This window comes from Aeromonas intestinalis (assembly GCF_054052485.1).
Genome location: NZ_JBSTYK010000010.1, coordinates 149,731 through 166,478 on the forward strand (window position 1 = coordinate 149,731; position 16,748 = coordinate 166,478).

General features: G+C 62.2%; 17 protein-coding genes. 12 read left to right on the forward strand and 5 right to left on the reverse strand.

Annotation, left to right across the window (positions count from 1 at the left end):
• The first annotated feature begins 118 nt into the window (after nt 1-118).
• Together ACW5W7_RS14380 and ACW5W7_RS14385 are read left to right on the forward strand one after the other, a co-directional pair.
• Nucleotides 119-1,519, forward strand: a complete 1,401-nt coding sequence (locus ACW5W7_RS14380) for an L-cystine transporter (RefSeq protein ID WP_349920163.1) — start codon at nt 119-121, stop codon at nt 1,517-1,519.
• A 75-nt stretch (nt 1,520-1,594) separates the two neighbouring features.
• Nucleotides 1,595-2,923, forward strand: a complete 1,329-nt coding sequence (locus ACW5W7_RS14385) for a CoA-disulfide reductase (RefSeq protein WP_456502152.1) — start codon at nt 1,595-1,597, stop codon at nt 2,921-2,923.
• 119 nt (nt 2,924-3,042) lie between these two features.
• On the opposite strand, the gene ACW5W7_RS14390 is transcribed toward ACW5W7_RS14385, so the two are convergent.
• Nucleotides 3,043-3,798: an outer membrane protein assembly factor BamD gene (locus ACW5W7_RS14390; RefSeq protein ID WP_349920160.1), complete on the reverse strand. Its 756-nt coding sequence runs from the start codon at nt 3,796-3,798 to the stop codon at nt 3,043-3,045.
• Nucleotides 3,799-3,914: 116 nt separating this feature from the next.
• Between ACW5W7_RS14390 and rluD the strand changes: the two genes are divergently transcribed.
• The 6 genes from rluD to ACW5W7_RS14420 all read left to right on the forward strand — a co-directional run bounded on the left by rluD (nt 3,915) and on the right by ACW5W7_RS14420 (nt 11,154).
• Nucleotides 3,915-4,895, forward strand: a complete 981-nt coding sequence (rluD, locus tag ACW5W7_RS14395) for a 23S rRNA pseudouridine(1911/1915/1917) synthase RluD (protein WP_349920158.1) — start codon at nt 3,915-3,917, stop codon at nt 4,893-4,895.
• A 120-nt stretch (nt 4,896-5,015) separates the two neighbouring features.
• Nucleotides 5,016-5,753, forward strand: coding sequence for a peptidoglycan editing factor PgeF (gene pgeF, locus ACW5W7_RS14400; RefSeq protein ID WP_456502153.1), 738 nt, complete (start codon nt 5,016-5,018; stop codon nt 5,751-5,753).
• A 196-nt stretch (nt 5,754-5,949) separates the two neighbouring features.
• Nucleotides 5,950-8,526 carry an ATP-dependent chaperone ClpB gene (gene clpB / locus ACW5W7_RS14405; protein ID WP_456502154.1) on the forward strand — a complete coding sequence of 859 codons (2,577 nt, stop codon included), beginning with the start codon at nt 5,950-5,952 and terminating at the stop codon, nt 8,524-8,526.
• 60 nt (nt 8,527-8,586) lie between these two features.
• Nucleotides 8,587-9,408, forward strand: coding sequence for an MBL fold metallo-hydrolase (locus tag ACW5W7_RS14410; RefSeq protein ID WP_456502155.1), 822 nt, complete (start codon nt 8,587-8,589; stop codon nt 9,406-9,408).
• 211 nt (nt 9,409-9,619) lie between these two features.
• The gene (locus ACW5W7_RS14415) at nt 9,620-10,243 is read left to right on the forward strand and encodes a c-type cytochrome (protein WP_456502156.1); all 624 of its coding nucleotides are present in this window, start codon (nt 9,620-9,622) and stop codon (nt 10,241-10,243) included.
• Nucleotides 10,240-11,154 carry a c-type cytochrome gene (locus tag ACW5W7_RS14420; RefSeq protein ID WP_456502157.1) on the forward strand — a complete coding sequence of 305 codons (915 nt, stop codon included), beginning with the start codon at nt 10,240-10,242 and terminating at the stop codon, nt 11,152-11,154. The genes ACW5W7_RS14415 and ACW5W7_RS14420 overlap by 4 nt, the downstream gene beginning before the upstream one ends.
• Before the next feature lie 270 nt (nt 11,155-11,424).
• Here ACW5W7_RS14420 and asnA read toward each other — a convergent pair whose 3' ends face one another.
• The gene (gene asnA / locus ACW5W7_RS14425; protein WP_456502158.1) at nt 11,425-12,423 is read right to left on the reverse strand and encodes an aspartate--ammonia ligase; all 999 of its coding nucleotides are present in this window, start codon (nt 12,421-12,423) and stop codon (nt 11,425-11,427) included.
• Between the two features lie 154 nt (nt 12,424-12,577).
• On the opposite strand from asnA, the gene asnC reads away from it, so the two are divergent.
• Complete coding sequence (asnC, locus tag ACW5W7_RS14430) at nt 12,578-13,039, forward strand: transcriptional regulator AsnC (protein ID WP_349920149.1); 462 nt, start codon at nt 12,578-12,580, stop codon at nt 13,037-13,039.
• A 189-nt stretch (nt 13,040-13,228) separates the two neighbouring features.
• On the opposite strand, the gene ACW5W7_RS14435 is transcribed toward asnC, so the two are convergent.
• Nucleotides 13,229-13,984 (reverse strand): substrate-binding periplasmic protein, encoded by a 756-nt coding sequence (locus tag ACW5W7_RS14435; protein ID WP_456502180.1) that lies wholly within the window; start codon nt 13,982-13,984, stop codon nt 13,229-13,231.
• Between the two features lie 91 nt (nt 13,985-14,075).
• Here ACW5W7_RS14435 and ACW5W7_RS14440 point away from each other — a divergent pair, with 91 nt between their 5' ends.
• Entirely contained in the window at nt 14,076-14,612 is a 537-nt protein-coding gene (locus ACW5W7_RS14440) for a DUF2301 domain-containing membrane protein (RefSeq protein ID WP_456502159.1), read from the forward strand.
• Here ACW5W7_RS14440 and ACW5W7_RS14445 read toward each other — a convergent pair.
• A complete protein-coding gene (locus ACW5W7_RS14445) occupies nt 14,609-15,013 on the reverse strand; it encodes a CBS domain-containing protein (RefSeq protein WP_349920145.1) in 405 nt (134 codons plus the stop codon). The two genes, ACW5W7_RS14440 and ACW5W7_RS14445, sit on opposite strands and share 4 nt — an antisense overlap.
• Nucleotides 15,014-15,162: 149 nt before the next feature.
• Here ACW5W7_RS14445 and ACW5W7_RS14450 point away from each other — a divergent pair, with 149 nt between their 5' ends.
• Nucleotides 15,163-15,867, forward strand: a complete 705-nt coding sequence (locus ACW5W7_RS14450) for an SDR family oxidoreductase (protein ID WP_456502160.1) — start codon at nt 15,163-15,165, stop codon at nt 15,865-15,867.
• 37 nt (nt 15,868-15,904) lie between these two features.
• Here ACW5W7_RS14450 and ACW5W7_RS14455 read toward each other — a convergent pair whose 3' ends face one another.
• Nucleotides 15,905-16,447, reverse strand: a complete 543-nt coding sequence (locus ACW5W7_RS14455; protein WP_456502161.1) for a 2-amino-4-hydroxy-6-hydroxymethyldihydropteridine diphosphokinase — start codon at nt 16,445-16,447, stop codon at nt 15,905-15,907.
• Nucleotides 16,448-16,573: 126 nt separating this feature from the next.
• On the opposite strand from ACW5W7_RS14455, the gene cydH reads away from it, so the two are divergent.
• On the forward strand, nt 16,574-16,666 hold the full coding sequence (gene cydH, locus ACW5W7_RS14460) for a cytochrome bd-I oxidase subunit CydH (protein WP_349920139.1): 93 nt from the start codon (nt 16,574-16,576) through the stop codon (nt 16,664-16,666).
• The last annotated feature ends 82 nt before the right edge of the window (nt 16,667-16,748 follow it).

A 16,748-nucleotide genomic window follows, 5' to 3' on the forward strand; every position in this document is an offset into this window, starting at 1 on the left:
GGCGCCACCCCGGCCATACCGGGGGGCGTGCCGCCACGATGCGGCCAGTTTCAGGACGGATGCACATGAGGTGCTCGTCCATTCATCCCGGGCCAGGCCCGGTCATTTGGGGAATATCATGACACTTAGCGTTATCGGTAATCTGGCCATCCTGGTCATGTTGCTGCTGTTTCTCTATCGCCTGCAGCAAACCCACGTCAGCTTCACCCGCCGGGTCTTCGCGGGTCTGGGCCTCGGCATCCTGTTCGGCGGCGCACTGCAACTGCTGTACGGCGTCGGCGCCGATGTACTGGTGAAGACCGTCGACTATCTGGATATCGTCGGCAGCGGCTATGTGAAGCTGCTGCAGATGATCATCATCCCCCTCATCATGGTCTCCATCATCGGCGCCATCCTGAAGCTCTCCGGCGGCAGTGCACTCGGCAAGATCAGCGGCCTGACCATAGGGGTGCTGATCTTCACCACCATGATTGCGGCCGGGGCGGGCATTCTGATGTCCAACCTGTTCGGCCTGACTGCCGAGGGGCTCACCGCCGGCGCCGCCGAGACAGCCCGTGGGGCCGCCTTGCAGACCAGCCTCGGCAGCGTCGAACACATGTCGTTTGCCAAGATGGTGCTGGAATTCATTCCGGCCAACCCCTTCCTCGACATGACGGGGGTGCGCAAGACTTCCACCATCGCCGTGGTGATCTTCTCCATCTTCATCGGCCTGTCGGCCACTGGCATCGCCCGCAAGCAGCCGGAGATCTTCGCCAGCTTCGAGCGCTTCATGCAGGTGGCCCACGCCATCGTCATGCGGATGGTGACCCTGGTGCTGCGCCTCACTCCCTACGGCGTGCTGGCGCTGATGGCCAAGGTGGTGTCCGGCTCCAACTACGCTGACATCCTCAACCTGCTGAACTTCGTGCTGGCCTCCTACGGCGCCATCGCCATCATGTTCGCCGTGCACCTGCTGCTGGTGAGCCTGGTGGGGATCAACCCGGCCCGCTTCCTGAAGAAGATCATGCCGGTGCTGGCCTTCGCCTTTACCTCCCGCACCAGCGCGGGCTCCATCCCCATGAACGTGCAGACCCAGACCAAGGCGCTCGGCATCCCGGAGGGGATCGCCAACTTCGCCGCCTCTTTCGGCGCCACCATAGGCCAGAACGGTTGCGCCGGTATCTACCCGGCCATGCTGGCGGTGATGATAGCCCCGACCGTGGGGGTCAATCCTCTGGATCCCGGCTTCATCATGACCCTGATTGCCATCATCACCGTCAGCTCCTTCGGGGTGGCCGGGGTCGGGGGCGGTGCCACCTTCGCGGCGCTGATCGTGCTCTCCGCCCTGGACTTCCCGGTGGCCCTGGCGGGTCTGCTCATCTCCATCGAGCCCCTCATCGACATGGGCCGCACCGCCCTCAACGTCTCCGGCTCCATCACGGCGGGCACCATCACCAGCAAGCTGATGGGACAGACCGACATGACGGTGTTCAATAACGATGCCGAGATAAGCCTGGACGGGGAAGAATCCCGGGTCTGAGCGGGCCCACGTTCTTAATCATCGAACTATGAAACGGGGAGGCGAGGCCTCCCCTGTCGTTACAGGAGTCAAGCAATGCGTATTGTCATCATAGGGGGCGAAGCCGCCGGCATGAGTGCGGCCGCCAAGGCTCGCCGGCTGGCCAAGGATGCGGAGATCCTGGTCTATGAGGCGTCCGAGGTGATCTCCTTCGGAGCCTGTGGTCTGCCCTATTTCGTCGGCGACGACTTCCAAGATCCCGGCTTCATGGCCGAGCTCAGCGTCGAGCAGTTCGCCGCCAAGGGGATCGAGGTCAAGACCGGTCACCGGGTGCTGAGCCTGGATCCGACCGCCCAGACCCTGGTGGTGGAACACGACGGTGACACCTTCACCGATCGCTACGATCGGCTGATGATCGCCACCGGCGCCCGTGAGGTGATGCCACCCATTCCCAGCCTGCAGCAGGAGGGCGTATTCGGCCTGCGCCGCATGGCGGACGGCCTGGCCCTCAAGGCTGCGGTGCAGAACAAGGACAACAAGAAGGCGATCGTCATCGGCTCCGGCTTTATCGGGCTGGAGGTGGTGGAGGCGCTGGTCCATCAGGGCAAGGAGGTGCGCCTCATCGAGTTGGCCGAGCGGGTCATCCCGGATGCGTTCGATAGCGAGATCACCCGGCACATCGAGACCGAGCTGCGGGAGCAGGGAGTCAGCCTGCACCTCGGCGAGCGGGTCGAGGCCTTGCTCGGTGATGGTCGGGTAACCGGCGTGCGTACCGATCAAGGGGAATACGAGGCCGATATCGTGGTGGTCTGCACCGGAGTCAGGCCCAACACCGAGTTTCTGGCCGAGACCGGCATCAAACGGCTGACCAACGGCGCCATCGAGATCGACCGTCAGGGCCGCAGCTCCTTGCCGAACGTCTGGTCGGCGGGGGATTGCGCCAGCGTCTGGCACGGCGTCAAGCAGCAGCAGGTCTATGTGCCGCTTGCCACCATCGCCAACAAGCTGGGTCGCATGGTAGGAGAGAACCTGGCGGGGGCCGAACAGGTGTTCCCGGGGACCTTGGGCTCGGCGGCCCTCAAGGTGCTGGGACTGGAGGCGGGTCGCACCGGGCTCTCTGAGAAAGAGGCCCAGCAGATGGGCATCGACTATCGCACCGTGGTCATCAAGGACAAGTGCCACACCAACTACAGCCCAGGTCAGTCCGACATCCATATCAAGCTGGTGTATGAGGCGGGCAGCAAGCGCCTGCTGGGGGGACAGATCCTGGGCCGCAAGGGAGCCGTGCACCGTATCGACGCCCTGGCGGTCGCCATCACCATGGGGGTGACGACGGAGCAGCTCGGCATGCTGGACTTCGCCTACGCCCCGCCCTTCTCCCGCACCTGGGATGCCCTCAACGTGGCGGGCAACGTGGCCAAGTAAGAGGTGATGCGATTCATCGGCCCCATCTCTCCCCATGCGGACGGCCGACATGGATGAAAAACGCCCATAAAAAAACCGGAGCCCAGGCTCCGGTTTTTTTATGGCAGAACGATGCGCTTTCAGCCGCGGCCGAGGCGATTGTCCGGGTAGTTCTTGGCCAGCACTTCGCGGGCGTGGCGTGCCAGGGTCGGCATCTTCAGGGTGTCGTAGGATTCGACCATGATCTCCAGCGCCTTCTCGGTTTCGACCGTGTCGGGGTAGGTCTCGACGATCAACTTGGCACGGTTGGCGGCGGCAATCAGGGCATCACGCTTGACGTAGTACTCGGCCACGCTGAGATCGTAGCGGGCGAGACGGGTCTTCAGACCAATCATGCGGGCACGGGCATCGGCGGCATACTGGCTGGTCGGGTAATTCTGCAGCAGGGTCTTGAAGTCCTGGAACGCCTGACGAGCGTAGGCCGGATCCTTGTCATCACGATTGATGCCGAGGAAATCCTGGAAGAAGTTGTAATCCGCCGCCATGTTGGTCAGCCCGCGCATGTAGAACACGTAGTCGATGTTCTTGTGGGCCGGGTTCAGACGGATGAAGCGGTCGATATTGGCGATGGCCTGAGCGGTATCGTCCTGCTTGTAGTAGGCGTAAATGAGATCGAGCTGGACCTGGTTTGAGTAGGCGCCGAACGGGTAGCGAGAGTCGAGGGCTTCCAGCAATTCGATGGCGTTCAGGTAGTTACCAGTGTCCAGTTTGAGGCGGGCTTGCTGGTACAGAACTTCCGGCGGCTCGTCGGGAACCTTGGGTTTGGTGCTGGAACAACCAGTGATCAGGGTAGCGATCAAGGCGAGTGACATCAGCAGGTGAGACTTCTTTCCCATCAACAACATCCGGTCCATTTCCACGAAATTGGCAAAGTATCCGTTATGCTTGGCTAAAAGAAAAGCTAGAATACCCGGATTATTTCGAATTGATACCCCCGCTCAAGAGACCATACATGAGCCAGCATATTGAACTGACAGGCGAATTTCAGGATCACCAATTCGGGCAGCGACTCGACCAGGCCCTGGCTGAATTGTTTCCAGACTACTCCAGAACCCGCATCAAGGAGTGGATTTTACAGGACAGAGTGACCCTGGATGGTCAGGTTGCCAATACCCCGCGCGAGAAGATCCTGGCCGGGCAACAGGTACATGTAGATGTCGAACTGGAAGACGATACCCGCTGGGATGCCCAGCACATCGAACTCAACATCGTCTACGAAGATGAACACATTCTGGTGATCGACAAGCCTGCCGGCCTGGTGGTTCACCCGGGTGCGGGCACGCCGGATGGCACCATTCTCAACGCCCTGCTGCACCGCTACCCCGGCATTGCCGAGGTGCCCCGCGCCGGTATCGTGCACCGTCTGGATAAAGACACCACTGGGTTGATGGTGGTCGCCAAGACCATTCCGGCCCAGACCCATCTGGTGGAAGCCCTGCAGGCACGCCAGATCACCCGTGAGTACGAGGCCGTTGCCATCGGTCACATGACCGCAGGTGGCACCGTCGATGCCCCCATCGGCCGTCACCCGACCCAGCGTACCCACATGGCCGTGGTGCCCAATGGCCGTCCCTCCGTGACCCACTTCCGGGTGCACGAGAAGTTCCGCGGCCATACCCGCCTGCGGCTGCGCCTCGAGACCGGACGTACCCACCAGATCCGGGTACACATGGCTCACATCAAGCACCCGCTGGTAGGGGATCCCGCCTACGGTGGCCGTCTGCGTCTGCTGCGCAATGCGACCCCGGAGCTGACCCTGGCCCTGCGCAACTTCAACCGTCAGGCACTGCACGCCACCATGTTGAAGCTGGCTCACCCCATCACCGGCGAAGTCATGGAGTGGCACTCCTCCACGCCGCAGGACATGCTGGATCTGATGGAGGTGTTGCGGGCAGACACCCTGGCCAACCCGGATGATCTGGTCTGGAACTGATGCAGCCTGTCTGCGTCGGATCTTGCCGTTATTCGGCATTCGGCCTGAACGATGAATCGAGCGGGGCTCCCTTGGCGGGGCCCCGTTTTCATATGAGGTGAATCAATGAAGGAATCGCGGATGAACTGGATAGTCCCCCACTGGCCGGCGGCTGCCAACGTCAGAGCCCTGTCGACTACCCGGAATGGGGGCATCAGCGAGGGCGTCTTCGAGGGGCTGAACCTGGGAGCCCACGTGGGGGATGACTCCGGGCGGGTCGAGGCGAACCGCGCCCTGCTGCAACAGGCCGCGAACATTCCAGGTCGGCTCAACTGGCTCAATCAGGTGCACGGTGTTGCCGTCCATCCCGTCAGCAATGACTACGACGCCGCGCCGGATGCCGATGCTGCCTGTGGCAGAGACGCTGGTCTTGCCTGCATAGTCATGACCGCCGACTGCCTGCCGGTGCTGTTCTGCGACAAGGCTGGCACTCGGGTGGCTGCCGCCCACGCCGGCTGGCGCGGTCTTCATGCCGGTGTGCTGGAAGCCAGCATCGCCGCCATGGGTTGCGAGCCGAGCGACATTCTCGCCTGGCTCGGCCCCGCCATCGGCCCCACCGCGTTCGAGGTGGGGGGCGAGGTGCGCGATGCCTTTCTGGCCGAGCAGGCTGAGGCGGTCGCGGCCTTCGTGCAGTCGGCCAACGAGGGCAAGTGGCTGGCGGATATCTATCAGCTGGCGAGGCTGCGCCTAGCCCGTGCCGGGGTGACCGCCGTCTATGGTGGCGAACACTGCACCTTCGGTGAGGAGGAGCGCTTCTTCTCCTATCGCCGTGACGGCCAGACCGGCCGAATGGCCTCCATCATCTGGCTGGCGGAATAATTCGAGAAGCGCTCGGATACCCGCGAGCGCCTTTCCCGGCGCCGCCCTGTGATGCAGGGCGGCGCTCTTTTGGCACCGCTATTGAGGGAAAAATAAACAGTCACCCCTTGAAATCCCATTCCAAGACCTCATCTTCCCTGTCAGAAAGTTCTGTTGTTGCCGCCCCGGCGGCGTCTGTCTGAAGAGGGGGAGTGCAATGCGCCTCGATCGCCTGACCAGCAAATTCCAAGTCGCAATTTCCGACGCCCAGTCATTGGCACTGGGTCGTGATCATCAATTCATCGAACCCGTCCATCTGATGACCGCTCTGGTCAATCAGGATGGCGGCTCCATTCGTCCGCTGCTGACCCTGACCGGGTTGGACATCAATGCCCTGCGCTCGCGCCTGGGGGAGGAGCTCGATCGCCTGCCTCGCGTCAGCGGGGTCGAGGGGGACGTGCAGCTCTCCAACGGCCTCGGCCGTCTGCTCAACGTCTGTGACAAGCTGGCACAGCAACGCAAGGATCAGTTCATCTCATCCGAACTGTTCGTGCTGGCCGCTCTGGACGAGAAGGGCACCCTGGGTGAGCTGCTGCGTGCCCAGGGGCTGACCAAGGAGAAACTCGAGGCCGCCATCGACAAGGTGCGTGGTGGCAAGAAGGTGGATGACGCCAACGCCGAGGAGAACCGCCAGGCGCTGGAGAAGTACACCATCGATCTCACCGAGCGGGCCGAACTCGGCAAACTCGATCCCGTCATCGGTCGTGATGACGAGATCCGCCGCACCATCCAGGTGCTGCAGCGCCGCACCAAGAACAACCCCGTGCTGATCGGGGCCCCGGGCGTGGGCAAGACCGCCATCGTCGAGGGGCTGGCCCAGCGCATCGTCAACGGTGAGGTGCCGGAAGGGCTCAAGAACAAGCGGGTGCTCTCCCTGGACATGGGGGCTCTGGTGGCCGGTGCCAAGTATCGCGGCGAGTTCGAGGAGCGCCTCAAGGCGGTCCTGAACGATCTCGCCAAGGAGGAGGGCAGCGTCATCCTGTTCGTGGACGAGCTGCACACCATGGTGGGCGCCGGCAAGGGCGAGGGGGCCATGGACGCGGGCAACATGCTCAAGCCGGCCCTGGCGCGCGGTGAGCTGCACTGCGTCGGTGCCACGACCCTGGACGAGTATCGTCAGTACGTGGAGAAGGATGCCGCCCTGGAGCGCCGCTTCCAGAAGGTGCTGGTGGAGGAACCCTCGGTGGAGGACACCATCGCCATCCTGCGCGGCCTTAAAGAACGCTACGAGCTGCACCACCACGTGCAGATCACAGACCCCGCTATTGTTGCGGCGGCCCAGCTGTCCCACCGCTACATTGCGGATCGCCAGTTGCCGGACAAGGCCATCGATCTCATCGATGAGGCGGCGGCCAGCATCCGGCTGCAGATAGACTCCAAGCCGGAGTCCCTGGATCGGCTCGAGCGGCGCATCATCCAGTTGAAACTGGAGCAGCAGGCGCTGCTGAAAGAAGATGACGATGCCAGCCGCAAGCGTCTGGACTTGCTCAATCAGGAGCTGTCTGAAAAAGAGCGGGAATACAACGAGCTGGAAGAGGTGTGGAAGGCCGAGAAGGCAGCCCTCGCCGGCACCCAGCACATCAAGGCGGCGCTGGAGCAGGCCCGTCAGGATCTGGATGTGGCGCGCCGCGCAGGGGACTTGGCCCGCATGTCCGAGCTGCAGTATGGCCGTATCCCCGAGCTCGAGAAACAGCTCGACCTCGCCACTCAGGCCGAGATGCAGGAGACCAGCCTGCTGCGCAATCGCGTCACCGACGTGGAGATTGCCGATGTGCTGGCCCGCTGGACCGGCATCCCGGTGGCGCGGATGCTGGAAGGGGAGCGGGACAAGCTGCTGCGGATGGAAGATCAGCTGCACAGCCGGGTGATCGGCCAGGAGGAGGCGGTGGACGCCGTCTCCAACGCGATTCGCCGCTCCCGGGCGGGCTTGTCGGATCCGAACCGTCCCATCGGCTCCTTCCTGTTCCTCGGTCCCACCGGGGTGGGCAAGACAGAGCTGTGCAAGGCGTTGGCCGAGTTCCTGTTCGATACCCAGGACGCCATGGTGCGCATCGACATGTCCGAATTCATGGAGAAGCACAGCGTGGCCCGTCTGGTGGGTGCGCCTCCGGGATACGTGGGGTATGAAGAGGGAGGTTATCTGACCGAGGCGGTGCGCCGTCACCCCTACTCGGTGATCCTGCTGGACGAGGTGGAAAAAGCCCACCCGGATGTGTTCAACATCCTGTTGCAGGTGCTGGACGACGGTCGTCTGACCGATGGTCAGGGCCGCACCGTGGACTTCCGCAATACGGTGGTGATCATGACCTCCAACCTCGGCTCGGATCTGATCCAGGAGCACTATGCCGAGAAGGATTATGAGGAGATGAAGGGCCTGCTGATGGAGTTGCTGACCCGCAGCTTCCGTCCGGAGTTCATCAACCGGATCGACGAGACCGTGGTGTTCCACCCGCTTGGCGAGGATCACATCAAGTCCATCGCCCGCATCCAGCTCAAGAGCCTGATGGGCCGCCTGGAGTCCCAGGGCTTCGAGGTGGAGGTGAGCGAGGAGCTGCTGACCAAGCTGGTGCACGCCGGTTTCGATCCCGTCTACGGGGCGCGTCCCCTCAAGCGGGCGATCCAGCAGAAGGTGGAAAACCCCTTGGCCCAGGCCCTGCTCAGCGGTCGGGTCATCCCCGGCAAGAAACTGCTGCTGGGGGCCGACAGCAATGGTCTCACCATGAGTCAGCCATAAGGGTGTCATTGATGAAAAACGCAGGCCTGGTGCCTGCGTTTTTGTGTTCAGGGAGGTGAGATGATCAAGTTTTCTGTGCTGGTGGATGACGAAGTTCATCACCCGGCTTGTGTTCCCGAAAGAGGGCTGGCCCTGCTGCTGGAGTGCGATGGTCTCAGGGTGCTGTTTGATAGTGGCAGAGGGCGGGCCTTGCGCCCCAATGCCGAGGCAATGGGTGTGGATCTCGCCTCCCTCTCCCATGTGGTGTTATCCCACGGCCATTACGATCACGTGGGTGGCATAGACATGCTGCCACCCTATACCGAACCCATTCCCCTGATCGCCTGCCCTGACGTGTTTCATGAACGGGGTTATTTCCTGCCGCTGCCGTTTCGGCGATTCAACCTCTATCGCCTCTCGGGGGGGCTTGAACTCTCGGCCCTGGCTGCGAGGGGGCTGATCCCCCAGTGCTCGGCCGAGCCGGTCTGGCTGTCTGAACATCTGGTGTTTCTGGGATCCATCCTGAGGCGGGATCGGGCCAAACCCTCCTTGCTCGGCTATATAGTGCGTGGCGGGCGAGTGGAGAAGGATCTTATTAGCGATGACTCGGCTCTGGCTTACAAGAGTCCCGAAGGTCTTATCATCTTTATCGGTTGTGGTCATGCCGGAGTCGAGAATATTGTCCAGCGGGCCAGAGAGGTCTGCGGTGATGAGCGGGTGCATGCCATCATCGGCGGCCTGCATCTGAAGTTTTCGGGTGCGGGGCGTGCCAAGGCGCTGGGAGCCTATCTGGAGCAAGAAGAGGTGACGCAGCTCTTTGCATGCCACTGTACAGGTGCTCGAAAGAAGGAGCTGCCGCGGCAAACTCACATAGGGGCGGGGTTTGAATATCGCTTTTGTTGAACGGCGTATCGTGTCGGTATGTCGCACAATGACATAAGGGCTCAGCAAGCTGTTCTGTGCAAAACGCCAGCCTTGGGGGCTGGCGTTGTCGTCTCTGTTCATATATCCATGCCCGGATGAGGGAAATAGGGCTGTGTCTCCTCTGATCGGGATGCTACTCTGCATATCATTGATGATTATGTTGTTATTTTCAGAAGAGGGACCTTTGCCGATGAAAATACCATGCTCACTCATCCTGCTCTGCGCCAGTCTGGGGTCGCCCCTGGCGATGGCGGAGCAGGCCGTTCAGGATGTGCCCGAGATCTGCGCCACCTGCCACAGCATGAACGGCGTCCCCAAGGAGCCGAACATCCCCAACCTGTGGGGGCAGTCCGAAGCCTACATCAGCGAACAACTGCGCGCCTTTCGCAGCGGCAAGCGGGTCAGCGACTTCATGAATCCCATCATCTATCAGCTCAGCGATGAGCAGATTGCCCGCGCCGCCAAGCACTTTTCGAGTCAGGCAGAGGCGAAGGAGATCCCCCTGCACTGGAGCGGTGACAAGTGGCCGGGGGACATGGAAGCGGGTGAGCGGCTGGCCCTGGCGGGCAAGCCGGATCGCAACCTGCCCGCCTGCGTGGCCTGCCATGGCCCGAGCGGTGTCGGCGTAAGCCCGCTGTTCCCGCGCCTCGCCGGGCAGGATCCCGCCTACCTCAAGCGCCAGCTTCATTACTGGAAGGCGAACAAGCGCCCGGATGGCGCCATGGGTTCCATGCCCGCCATCGCCAAGGCCCTGAGCGACGCCGAGGTGGATGCGGTGGCCAACTACTTTGCGACGTTGGGGGTGGCGAAATGAGACAGTCCTATCTGCTGCTTTGCCTGCTGGCCGGATTTGCCCAGGCCGCATCCTTCGACGATCAGTTCAGCGTCCCCCTCGGCGAGAAGGCGCCGGATGGCCAGTATCATCAGGTGCCCGACTGGTCGAAGGTACCGGACGGCGAAATGGGGGCCGCCATCAAGCGTGGCTACAGCCTGTTCGTCAACACCCAGCAGCTCAAGGGACAGGGGCAGTCAGGCAACGGCCTGCAGTGCAGCAACTGCCATCTGGGCAGCGGCATCATCCCCGGCGCCAGCCCGCTGTGGGGGGCCTATCCCGCCTATCCTGCCTATCGCAAGAAGAACAACAAGGTGAACACCTATGAAGACAGGTTGCAGGGCTGCTTCCTGTTCTCCATGAATGCCAAGGGCGGCGAGCCACCGGCCTATGATAGCCCGGCCATTCGGGATCTGGTGGCCTACTCCTACTGGCTGGCGAGCGGGGCGGCCATCAGCGACAAGCTGCCGGGCCGCAACTTCTTCGCGGTGGCCGAGCCGCCCCAGGCCCCTGACTTCAAGCGGGGTCAGGCCGTCTATGGGGAGCGCTGCGCCGATTGCCACGGCGCCAGCGGCGAGGGCAAGAAGGTAGCCGAGCGCTTCGTGTTCCCGCCGCTGTGGGGCAAGGAGAGCTACAACTGGGGGGCGGGCATGCATGGCATCGACAAGGCCGCCGCCTTCATCAAGAGCAACATGCCCCTCTCCCAGGGTGGGAGCCTGAGCGATCAGCAGGCCTGGGACGTCTCCTTCTACATCAACAGTCAGGAGCGCCCCCAGGATCCCCGATACAAGGGAGATCTCGGCCAGACCACCAAGGAGTTTCACGGCAAGTATTCCCAGTACGGGCTGGCCTCGCCGGTGGATGGCCATCTGCTGGGCAGCAAGGCGTACTGACGGCAGTGATGATGAAAGCAGGGGCTCAGGCCCCTTTTTTCTGGCTTGAATCGGGTGGAAAAGACAAAAAAAGCGGCAATCCGAAGATTGCCGAGAGGAATGTATTCGATGCGATCTGAGGTGGGTTGAGCGGATCGCAGGGGCAAGCCCCAGGGTCGGCAGGCACGCCCGCCTTACAATCAGCCGGGATACGCTCTCCACCCCGGCTGACCAGCTTCGCTATCGCATCGGCTCCCACAACACGGGACCAGATGCAATCAAATCAATCTCTTACAGCATACCCGGTACGGCAGCCTTCATCTCCGCCGGCCAGACGCCGACCTGGACCTCGCCGATGTGCTCCTTTTGCAGCAGCAACATGGCGAGGCGGGACTGGCCGATGCCGCCGCCGATGGTCTGGGGCATCTCGCCCGCCAGCAGCGCCTGGTGCCAGTCATATTGCAGGCGATCCTCGTCCCCTGTGGTGGCGAGCTGGCGGCGCAGGGCCTCGGCGTCAACCCGGATCCCCATGGAGGAGATCTCGAAGCTGTCCTTGAGCACCGGGTTCCATACCAGGATGTCGCCGTTCAGACCGGCAAGCCCCTGACCGAGATCGTTCTCGCTGCTCCAGTCGTCGTAGTCCGGGGCGCGCACGTCGTGGCGCTCGCCGTGAGACAGGGCCCCGCCGATGCCGATGAGGAACACGGCCCCCAGCTCCTTGGCGATGGCGCGCTCGCGGCCCTTGGCGTCGAGGTTCGGGTAACGGCTCAGCAGCTCTTCACTGTGCAGGAACTGGATCTCGCTCGGCAGGAAGGGGGTCAGCTCGTGCTCGGCGCAGACCGCGCGCTCGGTGGCCTTGATGGCGCTCCAGATGCCGCGTACCGTCTCCTGCAAGTAGGCCAGATCCCGGCGCTCGCTCGGCATTACCTTCTCCCAGTCCCACTGATCCACGTAGACCGAGTGGATGGGGGTGAGGCGGTCTTCGTCCGGGCGCAGCGCCTTCATGTGGGTGTAGATGCCCTCGCCGGGACCGAAACCGAAGCGACCCAGGGTCTGGCGCTTCCACTTGGCCAGGGAATGCACCACCTCGTAGCTGTGCTCGGGCAGGGTCTTCACCTTGACCTGCACCGCATGCTCGCAGCCGGAGAGATTGTCCTGGGTGCCATCACCGACCCGGCTCAGGATGGGGGCTTGCACCTCCATCAGACCGAGTTGCAGTGCGAGTTGGCGGGAGAACATCTCTTTGACGAAGCTGATCTGCTGTTGGCTGCGAATGTAGTGCTGTTTCATGCTGAAGTACCTGTCTCGAACCCGTTGGATGTGGTGATTCTTCAACAGATGGACCATCAAATTCAATATTCGATAATAGAAATAGGCTTGTCGTGTTTTTTTCTTCAAAATAAGCCCTGGATTAATATTGTATCGTTAACGGGAGTGCAAAAAAGTGCCGGAAAATTATCGGATCGATAATCTCGATCAGGCCATCCTCACCGCCCTGATGGAGAATGCGCGCATCCCCTATGCGGAGCTGGCCAAGCAGCTGGCGGTCAGCCCGGGCACGATTCATGTGCGGGTGGAGAAGATGAAGCAGGGGGGGATCATCGAGGGCACCCGGGTGCAGGTGAACCCCAAGAAGCTGGGTTACGACGTCTGCTGCTTCATCGGCATCAACCTCAAGAGCGCCAAGGATTACCCCTCGGCCCTGGCCAAGCTGCAGGCCCTGGACGAGGTGGTGGAGGCCTACTACACCACGGGCCACTACAGCATCTTCATGAAGGTGATGACCCGCTCCATCGACGAGCTGCAGACGGTGCTGATCCACAAGATCCAGACCATCGACGAGATCCAGTCCACCGAAACCCTGATCTCCTTGCAAAACCCCATCCTGCGAGACGTGAAGCCCTGAGCATGGCGGCTGGCCGTGGTGGCGGGGTGAATGGAGTGGCGACTTGTCGAGGCGATGGCGGATGAGGCAGATAAATACGCTGATTTATTGATATATGACGGATGTAGATAGAGGTTATTTTTAATTTAGTAGTGGCTTTGACTGCCTCAGCCAGGCTGGAATCGGCAGCCCAGGCACGGCGGAGCCACTTCAGGGGACAAGATAGGGGATGCCGTGCTTCTCGTAGAGGGCCTGCAGACGCCCATCCTGCTTCATGTGCAGCAGCTCGGTGTCATAGGCGGCCATCAGCGCCGGGGTATCGGCGTCGGCGCGGGCACGGGTCCAGGCGTTGAAATAGGGGCTGGTGCGCAGGGGCTTGGGCAGGTAGTCGAGCTGGCCCTCCAGATGCTCCTCATGGATCTGGGCAAAGGCGGTCACCAGGGGCATGGGCACCAGGTCGATGCGCCCGGCGATCAGCTTGCGCAGTTGCAAGGCATTGATGGGGATCTCCTGGAAGTGATAAGCCGGATCCCGGCTGGCGGCCATCAGCTCGGGGGTATAGGCGAAATCCCTGGTGATGCCGATGCGCCACGGCTTGAGGTCGGCGAGCTGCTGGTAGTGGATCTTCTCCTTGTCCTCCTTGCGCACGAAGAAGTGCCAGCTGTGCAGCAGGTGAGCCTGCTTGGGATAGAGGAGGTAGGCGTCCCGCTCCGGTTTGTAGGAGTGGGTCAGCACCAGATCGTACTCGCCATTCTGGGCGTTGCGGGTAAGGCGGGCTCCCGCTTCTATCAGATCGATTCTGATCGGCACCCTGAGTGCGCCGAAGATGGTGCTGACCAGATCCACATCCAGCCCCTGTGGCCGGCCAGCGGCATCGAGCCACTTCAGGGGCGGCTCTATGGTACCGCCGATGACCAGCGTCTTGGCAGACAGCCAGCAGGGCAACAGCAGACAGCACAGCAGCAAGGCTCGCAAATCACATCTCCTGAGTGGGCGGGGCAGGCTCGCGATCATTTGGGTATAGTAGCCGACACCTATGTCACAGAGACGACAGCAGATGGCGAATCCTGAAATAGAAAGCGAACTGGATGGCATCGACAAGGTGGCGGTCATGCTCTATCGGCTCGGCCTCAGTCTGGCAGCTTTGCTGCTCCTGTGTCGAGGGAGTCGTGCATTGACGGGGCTGGATTTATTGTCGCCATCCCACTGGCTGACGGCGCTGGCGGTGGCGAGCGGCCTGTGCGCGTTCTGCCTGCACCTCTATGACAAGCGGATACGCTTCCTCTTGCAGGGATTGGGATGGGGGGCACTGCTGCTGGCCGCCTGCGGGGCGCCGGATGCGCTGGTGCTGGGGGCGGCGCTGGCCACCCTGAGCGGGTTGGTCTTCAAGGAGCAGTTCTGTTTCGCCATCCCGGGTATCCGGCTGCTACCGGTGCTGCTCCCCCTCTGCTGGTTGCTGGAGGTGCTGCACCTGGCGTGGGCGAGTGCCCTGGTGGCGCTGGCGAGCGGCCTGCTGCTCGGCCTGCTCAGTCTGGCCAAGTGGCGCATGCCGCTCCATTTCGATATCGGGGATCGCAGCCGCTACCAGCTCTAGGTCGCCTGGCACTGTTTCATCTGCTGGTTGAGGGCGGCCATCACCTGCCGACGGCTGATGAGGCCGGTCACCTTGCCTTGCTGCAACACCGGGTAGATCTTGGGCTTGGCGCCGGTCATCTGGCGAGCCAGATCCAGAATGCTGTCGTCAGGGCCGACGCTGAGCGGGTTGCGGTTCATCAGATCCTCGACCCGGGTGCGGGTATCGCAGTAGTAGCTGCCGCTCAGCAGGCTGGGGATGCAGTCCTGCTCTGACAGGAAGCCGACGAGCTGCCGTTGGGCATCCAGTACCGGCAGACCGCTCAGGCCGGTGCCGTGCAGCCGATCCAGCGCCTCGGCGAGGCCCATGCCGGGGGTGAGTGCCTGGGTCAGGCGCTGCATATGATCGCGAACTTGTAGCATCTTGAGTCTCCGTACGTTTCAATGGAGTCACTATGCCCGTCGAAAGGACGGGTGGGCCAATGGGTTTTGCCTCGCCCATTGATAGGCGCGGGGCGCAAGATTGTGGCCCGCCGGAGACGTCGGCGGGCGCTGTCAGACAAGGAGAGGGTATGCGTGCATTGGTGACGGGCTGCGGCCGCCGACTGGGTTTCTACCTGTGTGAGCGGCTGGTGGCTGCCGGTTGGCAAGTGACGGGCAGCTATCGCAGCGAGCGGCCGGAGCTGGCGCGGCTGCGCGCCCTCGGGGTGGAACTGGTGCAGGCGGACTTTGCCCAGGCTGGGGAGGTGGAGCGGCTCATCGATGCCCTGCGTGCCCACGAGGATCTGGCGCTCATCATCCACAACGCCTCCGCCTTCGAGCCCGAGGCGACGGATGCGGCGGCGCAGCACGAGCAGTTCGATCGCTTCTATCGGGTGCACATGGCGGCACCCTTTGCGCTCAATCGGGCCCTGGCATCCCAGCTTTCAAGTCAGCCCAATGCCGGCATCATCCACATCACCGACATCTATATCCACGCCCCCGCTCCCCAGTTTGCCGCCTACGTGGCCACCAAGGCCGGGGCCCATTCCCTCGCCATGAGCTTCGCCCGCGAGCTGGCACCAGGGGTGAGGGTCAACACCATAGAGCCCGGCCCCATCCTGTTTCTCGATGAACACGGGGAAGCCTGGCGCCAGCAGGTGCTGGCGCGCACCCCGCTGGCCAGAGAGGGAGGACTGGAGCCCATCTGGCAGGCGGTACAGCTGCTGATGAGCAATGACTACATGACGGGGGCCAGCATCCGGGTGGATGGCGGGCGCTCCCTGGCGGTCATCTAGGGACAAGCCCCGGCCTCAGGCCGGGGAGCAGGATGGGTCAGTGGCGGGGGACGCCGGGATGGGGATGCACCGTCTGCGGCGGGGCCGGGATCTTGCCCTCCTCCAGCGGTTGCCACAGTTCGACGGGCTCCTGTCCGAGCAGGGGGGCGGTGAAGACCTTGCTGGTCGGCAGCCGCAGCGCCACCTTGCGATCGCGCACCTGACCCCGGCCATAGAATTCGGCCAGCAGCTCTTCCAGATAGGCATCCACCCCGGCCTTCGCGAAGTCGTCCCGTTCTCCTTGTGCAAGGATGTCGATATCCAGGGGTCTGTCCGCCACCTTGCACAGGGGGTTGTTGCGATCCCGGCCATGGGCCAGCTCCATGAGGACGAACTCGGCTTTCAGCTGGGGCAGGGAGAGCTCGCTCTCGATGATGAACAGGCAGTTGAGAAAGTCGTGGTGCGAGTGCATGCCCACCGGTTTGGTCTGGATCACCGAACTCAGCCGCAGATGGCCGAAACGGGCAAGCAGTTCGGCGACGGCCTGACCGACATGTTGGGCAGGCTCCAGATTCGATCCAATGCTACAGAGATAAAACATGCTGTCCGCTTCCTTGGGATGGGCTCGTCTGAAATATATACGCAGCTCACGGTTATCGTGTTCACTATGAATTAACATGGTTTTAGCTGTTGTGATCCAAATCTGATTGGCAGAAAGGAGGTTCATATGAGTGTTGAAATGAAATGGGCGTTGTTGACCGCCTCCGGGGCATTGGCCTTTATTATCGTCATCTGTGTGTTATCCGTCGGGTTGGCGTGAGTCCTCCGATCGAAACTAACCGGCCCTCTGGCCGGTTTTGCTTTTTGGGGGAGTGCGGATATGCTGACCCACCCATGAAAAA